Annotated in this window: 12 protein-coding genes; 10 read left to right on the top strand and 2 right to left on the bottom strand. The window is 68.2% G+C overall.

Annotated features, from left to right (window positions below; translation table 11 throughout):
• Window positions 1-5 precede the first annotated feature (5 nt).
• On the bottom strand, window positions 6-1,238 hold the full coding sequence (locus OHB24_RS27495; RefSeq protein WP_327633738.1) for a class I SAM-dependent methyltransferase: 1,233 nt from the start codon (window positions 1,236-1,238) through the stop codon (window positions 6-8).
• Window positions 1,238-2,299 (bottom strand): NAD-dependent epimerase/dehydratase family protein, encoded by a 1,062-nt coding sequence (locus tag OHB24_RS27490; RefSeq protein ID WP_327633737.1) that lies wholly within the window; start codon window positions 2,297-2,299, stop codon window positions 1,238-1,240. Before OHB24_RS27490 ends, OHB24_RS27495 begins: the two co-directional genes overlap by 1 nt.
• A gap of 157 nt (window positions 2,300-2,456) precedes the next feature.
• Between OHB24_RS27490 and OHB24_RS27485 the strand changes: the two genes are divergently transcribed.
• The 10 genes from OHB24_RS27485 to OHB24_RS27440 all read left to right on the top strand — a co-directional run bounded on the left by OHB24_RS27485 (window position 2,457) and on the right by OHB24_RS27440 (window position 17,334).
• On the top strand, window positions 2,457-3,269 hold the full coding sequence (locus OHB24_RS27485; RefSeq protein ID WP_327633736.1) for a class I SAM-dependent methyltransferase: 813 nt from the start codon (window positions 2,457-2,459) through the stop codon (window positions 3,267-3,269).
• A 115-nt stretch (window positions 3,270-3,384) separates the two neighbouring features.
• Window positions 3,385-4,707 (top strand): nucleotide sugar dehydrogenase, encoded by a 1,323-nt coding sequence (locus OHB24_RS27480; RefSeq protein ID WP_327633735.1) that lies wholly within the window; start codon window positions 3,385-3,387, stop codon window positions 4,705-4,707.
• Window positions 4,704-5,948, top strand: coding sequence for a glycosyltransferase family 4 protein (locus tag OHB24_RS27475; RefSeq protein WP_327633734.1), 1,245 nt, complete (start codon window positions 4,704-4,706; stop codon window positions 5,946-5,948). The genes OHB24_RS27480 and OHB24_RS27475 overlap by 4 nt, the downstream gene beginning before the upstream one ends.
• A 2-nt stretch (window positions 5,949-5,950) precedes the next feature.
• The gene (asnB, locus tag OHB24_RS27470) at window positions 5,951-7,870 is read left to right on the top strand and encodes an asparagine synthase (glutamine-hydrolyzing) (protein ID WP_327633733.1); all 1,920 of its coding nucleotides are present in this window, start codon (window positions 5,951-5,953) and stop codon (window positions 7,868-7,870) included.
• A 20-nt stretch (window positions 7,871-7,890) separates the two neighbouring features.
• Window positions 7,891-10,041, top strand: a complete 2,151-nt coding sequence (locus OHB24_RS27465) for a bi-domain-containing oxidoreductase (protein WP_327633732.1) — start codon at window positions 7,891-7,893, stop codon at window positions 10,039-10,041.
• Window positions 10,038-11,975, top strand: coding sequence for a heparinase II/III family protein (locus OHB24_RS27460; RefSeq protein WP_327633731.1), 1,938 nt, complete (start codon window positions 10,038-10,040; stop codon window positions 11,973-11,975). The genes OHB24_RS27465 and OHB24_RS27460 overlap by 4 nt, the downstream gene beginning before the upstream one ends.
• 70 nt (window positions 11,976-12,045) lie before the next feature.
• Window positions 12,046-13,266: a Wzz/FepE/Etk N-terminal domain-containing protein gene (locus OHB24_RS27455; RefSeq protein ID WP_327633730.1), complete on the top strand. Its 1,221-nt coding sequence runs from the start codon at window positions 12,046-12,048 to the stop codon at window positions 13,264-13,266.
• The gene (locus OHB24_RS27450) at window positions 13,263-14,891 is read left to right on the top strand and encodes a hypothetical protein (protein ID WP_327633729.1); all 1,629 of its coding nucleotides are present in this window, start codon (window positions 13,263-13,265) and stop codon (window positions 14,889-14,891) included. The genes OHB24_RS27455 and OHB24_RS27450 overlap by 4 nt, the downstream gene beginning before the upstream one ends.
• Window positions 14,888-16,135, top strand: a complete 1,248-nt coding sequence (locus OHB24_RS27445; protein WP_327633728.1) for an O-antigen ligase family protein — start codon at window positions 14,888-14,890, stop codon at window positions 16,133-16,135. The genes OHB24_RS27450 and OHB24_RS27445 overlap by 4 nt, the downstream gene beginning before the upstream one ends.
• Entirely contained in the window at window positions 16,132-17,334 is a 1,203-nt protein-coding gene (locus OHB24_RS27440; RefSeq protein WP_327633727.1) for a glycosyltransferase, read from the top strand. Before OHB24_RS27445 ends, OHB24_RS27440 begins: the two co-directional genes overlap by 4 nt.
• Window positions 17,335-17,340: the final 6 nt, after the last annotated feature.

Genomic DNA, 17,340 nt, shown 5'->3' with positions numbered 1-17,340 from the left:
TGCGTTCAGATCACTTCGAGGCGCGGGATGGGTACGACGAACTTCGCGCCCCACTCCCGTGCGTAGCCGAGCTGGTGGACGATCTCCGTGCGCAGGTTCCACGGCAGGATCACGATGTAGTCGGGGCGCGTCTCGGCCAGGCGCTCCGGGGCGTGGATCGGGATGTGCGTGCCGGGCAGGAACATCCCGTGCTTGTGCGGGCTGCGGTCGACCGTGTACGGCAGCAGGTCCTCGCGGATGCCGCAGTGGTTGAGCAGCGTGTTGCCCTTGCCGGGAGCGCCGTACCCGGCAACGAACTTGCCGTCGCGCTGGGCCTGGATCAGGAACTCGAGCAGATCGGACTTGATCTTGAACACCTCGGCCGCGAAGCCCAGGTGGCCCTCGACGCTGTGCAGGCCGGCGTCCTCCTCGTCCTGCAGCACCTTGCCGACCAGCTCGGTGGGCTCCCCCGCGGTCTCGGTCGGCGTGCTGAACAGCCGGAGCGAGCCGCCGTGACTCTGCAGTTCCTGGACGTCGACGACCGTCAGGCCGGCTCTGGCGAGCGCATCTGCCGCGGTCTTGAGGCTCAGGTACGAGTAGTGCTCGTGGTAGATCGTGTCGTACTGGCGGTTCTCGATCAGCCGGAGCAGGTGCGGGAACTCCAGCGACACCAGACCGTCGTCCTTCACCAGCGCGCGCAGGCCCTTGGCGAAGTCGATGATGTCCGGGACGTGCGCGAACACGTTGTTGCCGACCACAAGGTCCGCCTGGCCGTGCCGCGCGGCCGCGTCGGTGCCGGTCGCCTCGCCGAGGAAGTAGCTCTCGGTGCGGATGCCCTTCTCGTTCGCGATCTTCGCGATGTTCGCGGCCGGCTCGATCCCCAGCACCGGGATGCCTTCGGCGACGGCGTGCTGCAGCAGGTAGCCGTCGTTGCTCGCGGCCTCGACGATCAGGCTCTCCGCGCCGAGGTCGAGACGCTCCTGCATATCGACGACGAACCGGCGGGCGTGCTCCACCCAGCTGGTCGAGTACGACGAGAAGTACAGGTAGTCGCTGAAGACGTCGTCGGCGGCGACGTACGCCGGGAGCTGGACCAGCAGGCAGTTGTCGCAGATCCGGACGTTCAGCGGGTAGAACGTCTCACCGCTGTCGATCTGGTCGGCGCGCAGGAAGCTCTCGCACGGCGGCGACATGCCGAGGTCGACGAACGTCCGCGTCAGCGGTTCGCCGCAGAGGCGGCAGGCGACCGAGTCGGTCATCAGTTCATCTCCTTCGGGCCGGGAAACTGCTCGTCGGTCTGGCGGCGCAGCTGGTCGTCGACCAGGCCGGCGCCGAGCAGTTGCTGGATGCGGCGCAGCCGGACGAACTGCGCCGAGTTGAAGTCGTCGAGCGTGAGGCCGTGCCGCCGGTAGGCGTCGTACAGCTCGTCGACGCCCTTGCGGACCGTCCACGCGAGCCTCAGGTCCGGGAACGTGTCGTTGAGCTTGCTGAAGTCGACCTTGTAGTTGCGCAGGTCCGGGCCGGCGCCGTCGGCGATCGACAGGGTCGACCCCGGGACCGCCTCGCGGACCATCTCGGCGATGTCGCGGACCTGGACCACGTCCTCGGAGCGGCCGACGTTGAACGCCTCGTCGTGGATCGTCTCCCGCGGCGACTCGAGCACCGTCAGGAACGCGCGGCTGATGTCCTCGATGTGGACCAGCGGCCGCCACGGCGTGCCGTCGCTCTCCAGGCGGACCTTGCCGGACGTCAGCGCGATCGCGGTCAGGTTGTTGACGACGATGTCGAGCCGCAGCCGCGTCGAGGCGCCGTACGCGGTCGCGTTCCGTAGGTACGTCGGGCTGAACGTGTCGTCGGCGAGCTTGGACAGCTCCTGCTCCGCGAGCGCCTTCGTCTCGCCGTACGGCGTGACCGGGAACATCTCGGCGTCCTCGGCGACCGCCTCCGACCCTGCGGCGCCGTACAGGCTGCAGGACGACGCGAACAGGAACCGTCCGACACCGGCGTCCTTCGCCGCGCGGGCGAGGTTCAGTGTCCCTTCGAGGTTGACCGAGTACGTGGCGTCGCGGTTGAGGTGCCCGAGCGGATCGTTCGACAACGCGGCCAGACAGACCACCGCGTCGTACCCCGTCAACTCCCCCGCCGTCACGTCCCGCATGTCACGCGGTGTGCGCGCTCCGATCGGTTCCGGCCCGCCCAAGAGGTCGCACCCCTCGTACAGCCCGGTGTCCAGCCCGTCCACTTGATGCCCCGCAGCTCGCAGGAACGGCACCATCACCGCCCCGATATAACCGCGATCCCCGCTGACCAGAACCCTCATCCGGCTTCCCCTCACCCCTGTGCAGCCTCTGTCGCCCATACAGATCCGCGGGGATGGGTCTTGATACACGCAATTTCGGGTATCAAACGGCAGTGCTCGGTGCTCTCTTCGGTGTCCACCGCCCCGGTTAAGCCCTACGGCTCTGGGAGATGACGGTGTGTACGCACTAGCTGACAAGAAGAACCTGGTCGCGGAAGCGAAGAGCTTGGTAGTCCAAGCAATAGACCGGGCGACGGTACGGCTGGGGTTCGGCCACTCGCAGGAGCGGCTCGTCGACGACGCGAAAACGTACTGGGTCGACGGTACGGCGGAGCCGACCTGGCGCGGATTCTCGCATTTCCGGGACGCCGGGGTGTTCCAGACGACGGACTGGACGGCGGTCGGTCGGGAACACTGGGACCTGTTCCAGCACCTGGAGCAGGTGCGGGGCGCCGACGAGCGGTACTCGCGGATCGTCGAGTGGGGCTGCGGCGGCGGCGCGAACGCGCTCGCGTTCGCACCGCACTGCGACGAGTTCGTCGGGGTGGACGTCAACCCGCAGACGCTGGACGAGTGCGGGCGCCAGTTGGCGGCGGTGCCCACGACGAAATTCACCCCGATCCTCGCCGACATGAGCAACCCCGAAGCTGCCGCCGGGCAGATCGGGGACGTCGACGTCTTCCTCTGTTTGTACGTCCTCGAGCTGGTGCCCAGTCCCGAGTACGGACTGCGGGTCATGCAGATCGCCCATGATCGCCTGAAGGCCGGCGGGGTCGCGTTCGTGCAGACGAAGTACCAGACCGCCAATTGGCGGACCGCCTCACGCCGCCACCGCTACCGCGGCTCCCGCGCCTCCGGCATGACGTCGTATCCCATCGACACCTTCTGGACGCAGGCGACCGACCTCGGCTTCCAGCCCGAGGCGTGCTACCTGGTCCCGCACAACTCGCTGGACGAGCGCTACGCGTACTACCTGCTCAGCAAGCGCTGAGCACAAATTCCCCTCCGAGATTTTCACCGGCATGTATCAGCGGGGAGGGGACGGCGCTCTCATGGGCGCTGTGGGGACGCGGAGGAAACCGCGTCATGAGCCTGTGGGGGGCGTTATGAAGGTAGCCGTATTCGGCTTGGGATACGTGGGGTCGGTGACGGCGGCATGTCTGGCAGCGGCCGGGCACGAGGTCTGGGGGGTGGACGTCGACACGGCGAAGGTCGATCCGATCGCCCAGGGTCACAGCCCGGTCGTCGAGCCGGGGCTGGACGAGCTGGTCGCGGCGGGTGCCACGTCGGCACGGTTGCACGCGACCACCGATCCGCGGCTCGCGCTCGAGCGGGCCGATGTCTCGCTGATCTGTGTCGGCACGCCGTCGACGCAGGCGGGCAGTACCGATCTCACCTACATCAAGCGCGCGGTGCGTGACATCGCCGAGGCCGCGCGGGTCGTCGTCCGGCCGGAATCGGGTTTTCACAGCATCGTCATTCGCAGCACGGTCCCGCCGGGCACCGTCGACGAGGTGGTCGCCCAAGTCCTGGCCGACGTACCACCGCCGGACGGTCTCACGTTCGGTACGGCGATGTGCCCTGAGTTCCTGCGCGAGGGAACCGGCCTCGCCGACTTCTACGAGCCGCCGTTCGTCGTGGTCGGCACCCGCGAACCCAAGGTCGGTACCGCTCTGACCGACCTCTTCTCGTTCCTCGGTGTCGACGTGCAGATTGTCGACGTTCGTACGGCGGAGGCACTCAAGTACGCCTGCAACGCGTTCCACGCCACCAAGGTCTCGTTCGCGAACGAGATGGGGCGGATCTTCCGGCACTTCGACGTGGACTCGCGCGAGGTGATGAAGATCTTCGTCCAGGACACCAGCCTGAACATCTCGCCGTACTACCTGAAGCCCGGGTTCGCCTTCGGCGGGTCCTGCCTCCCGAAGGACCTGCGCAGCGTCCTGCACCTGGCGCGGCTCAACGACACCGAGCTCCCGCTGCTGGCCGGCACGCTGGCCACCAACGAGCGGAGCGTCCGCGACGTCGTCGACCGCGTGATCGCCGGCCCCGGCCGCGAGATCGCGCTGCTCGGCCTGAGCTTCAAGCACGCCACCGACGACCTCCGCGAGAGCCCGAACGTCGAGCTCGCCGAACGGCTGATCGGCAAGGGCTACAACCTGCGGATCTACGACGCGATCGTGAACCCGGGCCGCTTGGTCGGCGCGAACCTGCGCCACGTCACCTCCAAGCTCCCGCACCTCCAGCGGGTCCTCACCGACGATCCCGACGCGGCGCTGGCCGGGGCCGACCTGGCGATCGTCGCGGCGACCGACAAGCCCGCTGTGGAGGCGCTGCTCAGAACACCGCCGGCGCGAACCATCGACCTGAGCGGCCGGCTCGGCGCCGACGTCGAGGCGCTGCCTGGATACGAAGGAGTGGGCTGGTGAGCGGTCCGCGCGTCCTGATCATCATCCAGAACCTGTGGGTGCCGTTCGACCGTCGCGTCTGGCTGGAGTGCCAGGCGCTGGTGGCGGCGGGGTACGACGTCACGGTGGTCTGCCCGAAGGGTCCGGACGATCCGTCGTACGAAGTCATCGACGGGGTGACCGTGCACAAGTACAAGGCGTACGCGCCGGGCGGCAGCAAGGTCAGCTTCGTCTGGGAGTACGCGTACTCGTTCCTGGCCACGCTCCGTCTGGTCTTCCGGGCCCGCAAGGCCGGCAAGTTCAAGGTCCTGCAGGCCTGCAACCCGCCGGACATCTTCTGGCCGATCGCGATGCTGCTGCGCCGCCTCGACGGCACCCGGTTCGTGTTCGACCACCACGACCTGTGCCCGGAGCTGTTCCAGTCCCGGTTCGGCGGCACGACGAGCCTTCCGTACAAGGGACTGCGCTTCCTCGAGCGGATGACGCACCGCAAGGCCGACCACGTCATCTCGACGAACGACTCGTACCGCCGGATCGCGATCACGCGCAGCGGCAAGGCGAATCAGGACGTCACCGTGGTCCGCACCGGGCCGGACCCTGACAAGCTGCAGCGCGATCCGGCCGCCATGGACGAAACGCTGCGCCGCGGCCACCGCTACCTGGTCACCTACATCGGCGTGATGGGCCCGCAGGACGGCGTCGACATCGTCGTCCGCGCGGCCGACCACATCGTCAACAAGATCGGCCGGACCGACATCGCGTTCACGCTGATGGGTGGCGGTGACTCGTTCGACGAGGTGGTCGCGTTGCGCGACGAGCTCGGCCTCACGGAGTACATCGAGTTCACCGGCCGGGTACCCGACGAGACCGTCCGCGCGGTGATGTCGACCGCGGACCTCGGCCTGTCGCCGGACCCGAAGAACCCGCTCAACGACGTGTCGACGATGAACAAGACCATGGAGTACATGGCGTTCGAGCTTCCCGTCGTCGCCTTCGACCTGGTCGAGACCAAGGTCTCGGCCGCGGACGCCGCGGTGTATGTCGAGCCGAACGACGTGGCGCAGTACGGCGACGCGATCGTCGATCTGATCGACGACCAGGTCCGCCGGCGCCGGATGGCGAAACTCGGCCGCGAACGCGTCGAGCAGGTGCTGGCGTGGAAGCACCAGCAGAAGGCGTACCTCGAGGTGTACGACCAGCTCACCGGGCACATCAGCCACTTCGGCGCCGTCGCCGGTATCCGCAACGCGACGGGGTCCTGACGGTGTGCGGCATCGCCGGCTGCTACCAGCAGCGCGACGGCTTCGCGCTCGCGGAGGCGATGAGCGACCGGATCGCCCATCGCGGCCCGGACGCCGATCGGTTGTACGCGTTCGACGAGGGTGACGTCCGTGCTTTCCTGGCGCACCGCAGATTGTCGATCATCGACCTGTCGTCGGCCGCCGACCAGCCGTTCAGCAAGCGCGGTCTGACGATCTGCTACAACGGCGAGCTCTACAACTACAAGGAGCTCCGGGCCGAGCTCTCCAAGTCGGGTGTGCACTTCCGGACCAACGGCGACACCGAGGTCGTGCTGGAGGCCTGGCGCCGCTGGGGGCCGGACGCGCTCAAGCGTTTCCGCGGGATGTTCGCGTTCGCGATGCTGGACGAGGACAGCGGCAGCATGTACCTGGCCCGCGACCCGCTCGGCATCAAGCCGCTGTACTTCCTCCGCCGTGAAGGCGGCGTGATCTTCGCGTCCGAGCTCAAGGCCATCGTCACCGCGGTCGGCTCCGAGCTGCGCACCGAACCAGGCGCGCTGATCGCGTCGATGCTGTACTACTGGCTGCCCGAACAGCGCTGCGCGATCGACGGCGTCGAGAAGCTGCCGCCGGGTTCGTGGGCGGAGTTCCGGCCGGACGGCGGCAGCCGGCACGAGACGTACTGGCGGGTGACCGACGTCGCCAGCGAGGCCGCTGCCGGTCCCCCCGCCGACCTGCGCCAGGTCATCGAGGAGTCGGTCGCCGCCCACATGGTCGCCGATGTGCCGGTCTCGACGTTCCTCAGCGGCGGCCTGGACTCCAGCCTCGTCACCGTGCTGGCGAAGCAGATGGATCCCGGGGTCGACTCGTACACGATCACGTTCCGCGCCGAGGACCAGAAGCTCGAGGCGATGCCGGACGACGCGATCTACGCCCGCAAGGTGGCGCAGCAGTTCGGGATCGACCTGCACGAGATCGAGATCGCGCCCGATGTCGTCGAGTTGCTGCCGCGGATCGTTGACATTCTGGACGAGCCGATCGGCGACCCGGCCGCGATCAACACGCTGCTGATGTGCGACACCGCCCGCGACGCCGGCGTGAAGGTCCTGCTGTCCGGGATGGGCGCCGACGAGCTGTTCGGCGGGTACCGCAAGCACCTCGCCTGCGTGATGGGAGCGCAGTACCAGCGGCTCCCCGGCGTACTGCGGAACGGTCTGATCGGGCCCGCCGTACGACGGCTGCCGGTGACTGTGAACGGTCGCGGCCTGCGGTACGCGCGCTGGGCCAAGCGGTTCGAGACGTTCTCGAACCTGCCGGAGGAGGAGGCGTTCCGGCGCAGCTACACGATGTACGACGAGAACCAACTGACCGGTCTGATCAGTCCGGACCTGGACCCGTACGTCGGAAAGCTGCTCGCCGAGCACAGCGACATCTACCACGACACGACGCTCACCGACCACGTGAACCGGATGTGCCTCGCGGACTCGCGGATGTTCCTGCCGGGCCTGAACCTCGCGTACACGGACCGGTCCAGCATGGCGGCGTCGACCGAGGTCCGGACGCCGTTCGTGGACCCGATCGTCGCTCGCGCGGCGTTCTCGATCCCGGGCAGCGAGAAGATCCACCGCCGGGTCAGCAAGCTCGCGTTGAAGCAGGCGGCCGAGGCGTGGCTGCCGAAGGAGATCATCTACCGGCCGAAGGCGTCGTTCAGCGCGCCCTTGCGCGCGTGGATCCGGAACGACCTGCGCGAACTGGTCGACGACACGCTGCTGCGCGGTGAACTCGTCGGAAGCGGGTTCCTGCAGCGGGCCGCCGTACAGAAGCTGGTCGACGACGAGCGGGCCGGGCGCGAGGACTACTCAAAGCAGATCTGGCAGTTGCTGACGCTGGAGACCTGGACCCGGCACATGCGGTCCCTCGGCGTAACGATCACCTCTCTCTGACACTTTCGCGAAGGACGGCTATGAAGCAGGTTGCGCAGAACTACAAGTCCGGCGAGCTGGCGGTTCTCGACGTACCGCCGCCGGCCTGTGCGCCGGGTGGCGTGCTGGTTCGTTCGCTCTACTCGCTGATCTCCACCGGCACCGAGCTGATGAAAGTCGGCGAGGCCAAGCTGTCCCTCGTCGGCAAGGCGAAGGCCCGGCCGGACCAGGTGCGGAAGGTGCTGGACTCCGTTGCGCAGCAAGGCGCGCTCAACACCTACAAGAAGGTGATGAACAAGCTCGACTCGTACACGCCGCTCGGGTACTCGCTGTGTGGTGTGGTCGTCGAGGTGGGCGCCGGCGCCGAGGAGTTCAGCGTCGGGCAGTTGGTCGCCGCGGCGGGGAACGAGTTCGCGCTGCATGCGGAGTACAACTGGGTGCCGTTGAACCTGTGCGTGCCGGTGCCGGACGGCGTACCGGCTGAGCAGGCCGCGTTCTCCACCGTCGGTGCGATCGCGATGCAGGGCGTGCGGCAGGCCGAAGTACAGCTCGGTGACACCGCTGTGGTGATCGGGCTCGGGCTCGTCGGGCAGCTGGTCGTGCGGCTGCTGGTGGCCGCTGGGGTCCGGGTGTTCGGGATCGACACGGTCGACGATCGGTGCCGGATGGCCGAGAAGGCCGGGGCGCTGCACTGCTCGTCGGCTGACGAGGCAGGGGTCGCGTCGCTCGAGCGAGCACTGCTGGAGGTGTCGAACGGTCTGGGCGCCGACCGCATCCTGTTGACCGCCGGCGGTCACTCGAACGGTCCGGTCGAGACGGCCGCTCGCCTCGCCCGCGACCGCGCCCGCGTCGTCGACATCGGCAAGACGAGGTTGGACCTGCCCTGGAACGCGTACTACGAGAAGGAACTGGACGTCCGGTTCTCGCGGTCCTACGGCCCCGGCCGGTACGACGACCGCTACGAGCTCCAGGGCATCGACTACCCGGCCGGCTATGTCCGCTGGACCGAACGCCGCAACCTCGAGTGCTTCGTCGACCTGATCGCCCGCGAACAGATCGACATCGGCTCCCTGATCGCCAGCACGTTCCCGATCGCGGACGCCACCGAGGTCTACCAGAAGCTCAGCAGCGGCGCCTATCCAGGCGTCGGGTTCCTGTTCGAGTACCCCGACGTACCGCAGGCAACAGCACCGCCGACGGCAACACCCGCGGCACGTCCTGCCGCACCCACGAGTGGCGGCGTGCGCATGGGATTCATCGGGGCCGGGAACTACGCGTCGAGCATGTTGCTGCCGCACCTGCAGAAGGACGGGCGGGCTGTGCTGGCGCGGGTGGCCACCAACAAGTCGCTCTCGGCGGCCAACGCCCAGCGGCGGTTCGGGTTCGAGTCGGTGTCCACCAGCTCCGACGAGGTGCTGGCGGACGCGAGTCTCGATGCCGTGTTCGTGGTGACCCGGCACAGTTCGCACGCGGAGCTGGCCTGCCGGGCGCTGGAGAGCGGGAAGGCCGTCTTCGTCGAGAAGCCGCTGGCGCTCACCGACGAGGAGCTGGACCGGATCGTCGCCACGGTGGATGCCACCGGCAACGATCGGCTGATGGTCGGGTTCAATCGCCGGTTCGCGCCGTTGCTGACCGACCTGAAGGACCGCTTCGGGCACCCGGGCGGCGGCTTCTCGCTGCGTTACCTGGTGAACGCCGGCAAGCTCGACTCCACCAGCTGGTACCTCGACGCCGGCAAGGAAGGTACTCGATTCGCCGGCGAGGGCGGCCACTTCATCGACACGCTGACCTGGTGGCTGAACAGTCTCCCGACCGAGGTGTACGCCGTACCCGGACCTGACACCGGCGATGTCGTCGTCACGCTCCGGTTCGCGAACGGCTCCGTCGGCACGATCAGCTACGTCGGCGGCGGCAACTCGCGCTTCCCGAAGGAGACGATCGACATCACCGGGGCCGGCCGGAACGCCCGGTTCGACAACTTCCAGAGCGCCTCACTCTGGACCGGACGCAAACCGTCCACCCGCAAGTCCCGCAGTACCGACAAGGGCCAGCGCACCGAACTCGAACGCTTCGTCGCCGCCGTGAAGTCCGGTGGCCCGATGCCGATCCCGTTCGACGCGCTGGTCGCCACGACCCGGGCGACGATCGCCGTCGACCGCAGTCTCGCAAGTGGTAAACCGGAGCAAGTGTGAGCCGCCAGCCTTTGGGCTGGTACGTCCGCCGCCTCCGCCGGATGTCCCCCACAGAACTCATCTGGCGAACCCGCGACGCCGGACGCCGTACTGCCTGGGCCTACCAGCAGGTCAGGCCCGGGCAGGACGCGGCGGTCCACCTCCCGCTCCGCAAAGATCTGACCTTCGGTACGACGCTCCCGCCGAAAACCGCGTGCGCCGTACCGGAGGAAGCCCGCAAGGCGGTGATCGAGACCGCCGACGCCATTCTGGCCGGGAACCTCGAGGTCCTCGGCGTCGAGCGCACGGACCTCCGCGCACCGGACTGGTTCCGCGACCCGGCCACGGGCCGCCGGTCCGACCCGACGCAGTACGTCTTCAAACTGAACCACCGCAACGAAGAAGCGGTCGGCAACATCAAGCAGGTGTGGGAGCTGTCCCGTCACCACCACCTCACCCAGCTGGCCGCAGCGTGGTACCTGACCCATGACGACCAGTACGCCGAACGCGTCGCCGACCACCTCAACGACTGGTGGCGTACGAACCCGTTCCTGTCCGGCGTGCACTGGGCGAGCGGCATCGAGCTCGGCCTGCGCCTGATCAGCTGGACGTGGATCCGCCGCCTGTTGAACGACTGGCCCGAGATCACCGACCTGTTCGAGCACAACGAATTGGCGCTCCAGCAGATCTACTGGCACCAGCGCTATCTCGCCGCGTTCCGCAGCCACGGCTCCTCGGCCAACAACCATGTGATCGCAGAAGCGGCCGGCCAGCTCGTCGGCGCCTGCGCGTTCCCCTGGTTCACCAAGAGCGCTCACTGGCGCGCCGACGCCGCAGCCCTGCTGGAGAAGGAACTCGAGGCCAACACGTTCCCGTCCGGGGTCAACCGCGAGCTGGCCACCGACTACCACCGCTTCGTCTCCGAGCTCGGTCTGTACGCCGCTCTGGAGGCAGACCTCGCCGGCCATCCGCTCAGCCCGCAGACGTGGGCCCTCCTGACCCGCACCGTCGACGTGGCCGCAGCGATCGTCGACACGACCCTGCGCCCGCCACGCCAAGGTGACGACGACGAAGGCATGGCACTCGTCCTCGACCCGCCGGACATCAGCAACTGGTCGGCGTACCTGTCCCTCGGCGCGGCCGTGGTCGGCCCTGCGCCGTGGTGGCCGGACATCCCGCCGACAGCGACGTCGGTCATCGTCGGCTCGCTGGTCAATGCCCAGCAACCGGACCGGCCGGCCAAACGACCGGACCACTTCCGGGACGCCGGACTGACCATTCTGCGGAGCCAGGACACTGGTCCGGAGATCTGGTGTCGTGCGGACGCCGGTCCGCACGGTTTCCTCTCCATCGCCGCACACGCCCACTCGGACGCGCTCTCGCTCGAGGTGCGCGTCGACGGCGTCGACATCCTCGCCGACCCCGGTACGTACTGCTACCACGGCGAGGAGGAGTGGCGGGACTACTTCCGCTCCACCATCGGCCACAACACCGTCGAGGTAGCCCGCACCGAACAGTCCACCTGGGGCGGCCCGTTTCTCTGGCTGCGCGGCGCGACAGGCACGGTACGCCGGCACGACGAGAGCAGCTGGGATGCCGAACACGACGGCTACGCTCCCGTGACGCATCGACGTACCGCCGTACTGGACCACGGCGTGCTGCGCGTGGAGGACCACCTCGACACCGCAGCCGACGTACGGATCGCCTGGCATCTTGGACCTGAGGTGGCCGTGGAACTGGACGGCTCGACTGGAGTGCTGGAGTGGCCAACCGGCTCAGCAGAGGTCGAACTACCGACCGGGCTGACCTGGACTGCACACCGCGGTAGCAACAGTCCGTTGCTGGGCTGGTACTCACCGCGATTCGGCCACAAGGTCCCCGGCACCACTCTGATCGGCGAGGGCGCCCTGGCCCCCGGCTCCCCCGCGACCAGTACTTTCCGCTTCCGCTCCTGAGGTGTATCAGCACCTCGCCCAGCCCCTCTATTACTCGGTACCGAAGAGACGTTCGCTTGGAGGGGGCTCTGTGAGCGCACAGCAGTTGGACGTGAAGAAGTCCTGGCGCGCCATCCGTAGACATCGGCTGATCGTGGCTGCCGTGGCTGCGCTCGGCCTGCTCGGTGGGATCGCGTACGGCCTCGTTGTGCCGGCCATGCATACCGCCACCTCGCTCGTCGTCCTGCCACCGCCACCTGCGACCGATGCCGAGAAGGCCGCCTCTGCCGGAGCGCAGAGCATCGACACCCAGGTCTTCATCGCGGAGAGCGAACCGGTGCTGAAGAGTGCCGGCCAGAACCTCGACCCGACGCTGACGACCGACCAGGTCCGTGGCCGGGTCAAGGTCACCGCCGTCACCCAGGACGTCATCAAGATCGACGCGAAGGGCCAGACGGCCCGGCAGTCGATGCAGCTGGCGAACGCTGTTGCCGGCATCTATCTGGTCTACGTGACAAGCGATCAGAACCTGCCCGGTGACCTGGGGAAGAAGACGGGGGCCCGGGTGCTGGAGCAGGCAACCACCGCGCGCGGTGGCAACATCCTCGTCCATCTCGGGATCCTCGGTCTGCTCGGTGCGCTCATCGGTGCCGCAGTCGGCTCCGTCGGTGTGCTGGCCAAGGCCCGCGGTGACCGGCGGCTGCGGCTGCGGGACGAGATCGCGGACGCCGTCGGTCTGCCGGTGCTGGCCTCGGTCTCGTCGTACCAGGCGACGGACGTCTCCGACTGGGCCTACCTGCTCGAGCACTACTCGCCGACGGCAGTCGAGGCGTGGAGTCTGCGCAAGACCTTGCATCACCTCGGACTCGACGTTCGCGGCGGCCCGCCGGTCACGTTGACGGTGCTCTCCTTCGCCGGTGACGACAAGGCTCTTCCGCTCGGTCCGCAGCTGGCAGCACTTGCCACCTCTATCGGACTCCCTGCCTCGATCGTGGTCGACGCCCATCAGGAGCCGGCCGGCTCCTCCGCACTGACCATCCATCTCGTCGTGGTGGACCGGGACGCACCACGCCTGGACGGCAGCGAGCACACCACGAACACCGTCGTCGCCCTCTCGTCCGGCGTCGTGACAGCCGAAGAGCTCGCCCGGCTGGCGGTTGCGGCAGCGGCGAACGACCTCAACATCGACGGCCTCGTCGTCACCGATCCGGACCCGACGGACCGCACGATCGGCCGGGTCTCGCAATCGACGCGCCGCTCGAACTCGCGACTTCCCACCCTGCTCACAGGCACGGCGCGGAGGACCAAATGAGCAACCAGCCCTACACCGAACCGGATGTCCGCGAGCCTGTCTGGGCCGATGACGACGGCCTCTTCGACAACGAGAGGTCGGCGGCCTTCCCGCCGGACACGCTGGTCACCTTTCGATTCATCCGTGACGCGCTGCGCAGGCACCTGCGCATCTGGCTGGTCGTCGCCTTCGTCGGCCTGGCCGGCGGCCTGGCCTCGACTGTCGTCGTGCCTGCACCGAGCACGTCGCAGACTCGTCTGCTGCTGACCCATCGCGACGGGGACGACCCCACGAAGGCGATGGCCACCGACGTCAACCTCGCCACCACGCACACAGTCGCACAGCGAGTGATCGAGCGGCTGAAGCTGCCGGTGACGCAGGACGATCTGCTCAAGCAGTACAGCGCGTCCGCGTCGACCGACCGAGTACTCGAGATCACCGCCAAGGCAAAGACCGACGGCGAGTCGACGAGGCTGGCAACGGTCGTCGCTCAGGTGTACCTCATCTACCGCAAGGAGCAGATCTCGCTGCAGGATGCGCCACTGCAGCGAGACCTGACGTCCGCGCAGAACGATCTGTCCCTCGCCGAGCAGGCGGTTCGTGCCACCGGAGACGATCCGGCCGACATGAAGCGCCCGAACAGTGTGGAGGGCGCCCGGCTCAGCGCAGCCCGCGACCGGAACACGTATGTGCGACAGCAGTTGCTCGACCAACAGGTCCAGGCCGCCCGGATGAACAGCAGCCGGGTTCTCGATGTGGCCGCCCCGGTGCCGGTCTCGGCCAAGCGGACGATCGTGATCAACGGGGGCACCGGACTGATCGCCGGGCTGTTCCTGGGCATCGGGTTCGTCATCGTGCGGGCGCTGATTTCGGACCGGCTGTGGAAGCGGCAGGACATCGCCCATGCCCTCGGCGCGCGGATCCGGCTGAGCGCGACCCGCCCGGCGCGCTGGCCGCTGCCCTGGCCGGCCGCTGTCCACAGCGCGCAGCTGCGGAGCCAGGAGAACCAGTTGGTCGTCCAGCATCTCGACCACCGCATCTTCTGGGGCGAACGCCCGGTGCCGTCCCTCGCCGTGGTGGGCATCGATGACATCCACACCTGTGCCCTGGCGGTGGCCTCACTCGCGGTGTCGCTGGCGGAGGACGGCAAGCATGTCCTGGTCGCCGACCTGACCAGCTCCGGCCGGCTGGCCCGGATGCTCGGGGTCAAGACACCCGGTACGCACGAGTCGCGGTTCAGCGAACCCGGCCGGCGGATCGACGTTCACCTGGCCGACCCGGCCGCTGGTCCTGCGGAGGGAGCCTACCTACGACTGGCTGACAACAGCCGGCCTTCCGGCTACGGCAACGTCGCACTCGACGCGTCCTGGGAGGTCGCCGATGTGGTGCTCAGCCTGGCCGATCTGAGCCCCGAGCTCGGCGCCGACCACCTTGCCACATGGGCGTCGCACGCCGCCGTCCTGGTCACCGCCGGCCGTTCGACCACGACAGCGATCCAGGCGACCGGTGAGATGCTCCGGCTCGCAGGACTGGAGGTCGCCACCGCGATCGTGCTCGGTCCGGACCGCACGGATGAGAGTGTCGGCGTCGCCGAGGCAGAGTCCGGAAGGACTCGGGCCGTCGACGTCGAGATGTTCAACCGATGACCATGCTCGCCACGCGGCTCGGTCATCAGCTGACCACGCGCCTCGGGCTTCGCCCGACGCGGCAGGTCGTGGCCCCGGAGGTCCGCCGCCGCCGGAGGGTGCAGCTGACCTGGGCCCTGCTGGTGCTGAACGTCATGACGTTCTTCCCAGGCGCACCGCATCTGCTGCCGATCCCGGGATCGGTCGGCAAGCTCATCGCCCAGGGAGCGCTGGTGGGCGCTCTGGTGATGGTCCTGTCCGTGAACCGGCCGGTCCGTATCCGGCCCAGCGTGTACGTCGCACTGCTGATGGCACTGGCCATCGAGGCGTTGCTGGCCAGCATCCGCGCGGAGTTCCTGCTCGGCGCGCTCTTCCGCGCCGGCCGGCTCTGCGGGTTCGCGCTGGTGCTGTGGCTGCTGACGCCTTGGTGGACCCGTCGGGACCTGCTGCTGGTCCGTACGCACCTGATGGTGCTGTGGGCCATCGTCGGGTCCGTCGTCCTCGGTCTGGTCGTCGCCCCCGGTCTCGCCATGACCGACGACCGACTCGGCGGCGCCCTCTGGCCGATCCCGCCGACCCAGGTCGGGCACTACTCCGCAGTGGCGATCGGTCTGACCATCGTGCTCTGGATGTCGGGCCTGCTCCGCCGGAGCGTCGCTCTCGCCAGCGTGCTGGTCTGTGTTCCGGTCATCCTGCTGACCCACACCAGGACAGCCCTGGTCGCGATGGTCGCCGGTGTGACGATCGCCGGACTCAGCCTGTTCACAGCGCGGACGCGGGTACGTCGGGCGTTCCTGATCGGCCTGGTCGTCTTCACGCTCGGCGCGCTCACACTCAGCTCAGTGGTGACGACCTGGCTTGCTCGCGGCCAGGATCCTGCGGAGCTCGGCGCCCTGACCGGACGGAAGGCGGTCTGGGACGCGATCCTGGCCCAGCCGCGCTCCACCTTCGAAACCTTCTTCGGCTTCGGCCTGTCGAACAAGTCGTTCAACGGCCTGCCGATCGACAGCAACTGGCTCGGCACCTACTACGACGTCGGCCTGGTCGGCTGCACGATCACCGTCCTGCTGGTGGTGTTCGTACTGACCGCGGCATGGTTCCGGCCTCAAGGGCCGCATCGAGCTCTCGCCCTGTTCCTCGTTGCCTACTGCGTCGTCGCCTCGTTCACCGAGAGCGGCCTCAGCGAGGCGTCGCCGTACCTGCTGGAACTGACGCTGGCCGCCTCGCTGGTGTACTCCACATCAACACGTGAAGGACCGCCATGAAGATCCTGATGGTGCACAACCGCTACCGGTCGACCGCGCCCAGCGGCGAGAATCGGGTCGTCGACCAGGAGAGCGAGGCGCTCACCGCGGCGGGTCACTCCGTTCGGCACTTCGAGCGGAACAGCGACGATATCGAGGACTGGCCGGCCCTGAAGAAGGCGACGCTGCCTGCCCGGGTGGTCTGGAGCCGGGCCAGCCGGTACGACCTCGCCCGCGACCTCTTCCGGCACCGGCCGGACGTGGTCCACATCCACAACACCTTCCCGCTGCTCAGCCCTTCGGTGCTGTACGCGTGCCGCCGGGCCGCCGTGCCGGCCGTGATCACGCTGCACAACTACAAACTGCTCTGCGCCAGCGGCGACTTCTTCCGCGACGGCAAGGTCTGCCACAACTGCGCCGGCGGCAACCCCGTCAGCGGCGTGGTGCACCGCTGCTACCGCGGGTCCGCGCTCGCGACCGCGACCACCGTGCTGAACACCCGCGGTCATCGGGGCAGCTGGCGCGGACTCGTGTCGGCGTACATCTTCATCTCCGAGTCGCAGCGCCGGCTGATGGCGGGCATGGCCTTCGACCCGGATCGGACGTTCGTCAAGCACAACATCGTGCCGTACGACGGACCTTTCGACGGAGCCCGGCAGCGTCAGGTCACGTACGTCGGCCGGCTCGACACGGCCAAAGGCGCTCCGCTGCTGATGAAGGGCTGGGACGCGTATCGCGCGACCGCGGGGGACGACGCGCTGCGGCTGGTGATCGCCGGTGGCGGGCCGATGCTCGACGAGGTGACCTCCTGGGCCGCCGACCGGCCCTCGGTCGAACTTCGTGGGCTGATCAGCAAACCTGACGTCTTCAAGCTGATCAGCGAGTCCCGCGCAGTGGTGCTGCCATCGGAATGGGAGGAAACGTTCGGTCTCGTAGTGGTCGAGGCGATGGCTGCCGGCGTACCGCCGCTGGCTTCAGGCCACGGATCTTTCCCGAGCCTGATCGCCGACGGCGTCGACGGTGCCCTGTTCGAACCGGGCAGCCCGGACGCGCTGGGCAGGCTGCTGCGCGACGTCGACGCAGACCCCGATCGGTACACCCGGCTCGGCCGGCAGGCCCGCAAGACGTACGAGACTCACCACCAGATCGACCAGAACGTTGAGCAACTGCTCGATATCTACCGCTTCGCGGTAGCGAATCCAGTCTCCGCCGACCGCTGACCACGA

The sequence above is a fragment of the Kribbella sp. NBC_00482 genome, assembly GCF_036013725.1.
GTDB lineage: Bacteria > Actinomycetota > Actinomycetes > Propionibacteriales > Kribbellaceae > Kribbella.
Note: the sequence above shows the minus strand (reverse complement) of the source record. Positions and strands in the feature narration are given on the sequence as shown.

Coding starts and splice junctions, on each gene's coding strand:
- OHB24_RS27450 (WP_327633729.1), top strand. CDS start 13,263: ATGAGCAACCAGCCCTACACCGAACCGGATGTCCGCGAGCCTGTCTGG.
- OHB24_RS27490 (WP_327633737.1), bottom strand. CDS start 2,299: ATGAGGGTTCTGGTCAGCGGGGATCGCGGTTATATCGGGGCGGTGATG.
- OHB24_RS27445 (WP_327633728.1), top strand. CDS start 14,888: ATGACCATGCTCGCCACGCGGCTCGGTCATCAGCTGACCACGCGCCTC.
- OHB24_RS27480 (WP_327633735.1), top strand. CDS start 3,385: ATGAAGGTAGCCGTATTCGGCTTGGGATACGTGGGGTCGGTGACGGCG.
- OHB24_RS27495 (WP_327633738.1), bottom strand. CDS start 1,238: ATGACCGACTCGGTCGCCTGCCGCCTCTGCGGCGAACCGCTGACGCGG.
- OHB24_RS27465 (WP_327633732.1), top strand. CDS start 7,891: ATGAAGCAGGTTGCGCAGAACTACAAGTCCGGCGAGCTGGCGGTTCTC.
- OHB24_RS27440 (WP_327633727.1), top strand. CDS start 16,132: ATGAAGATCCTGATGGTGCACAACCGCTACCGGTCGACCGCGCCCAGC.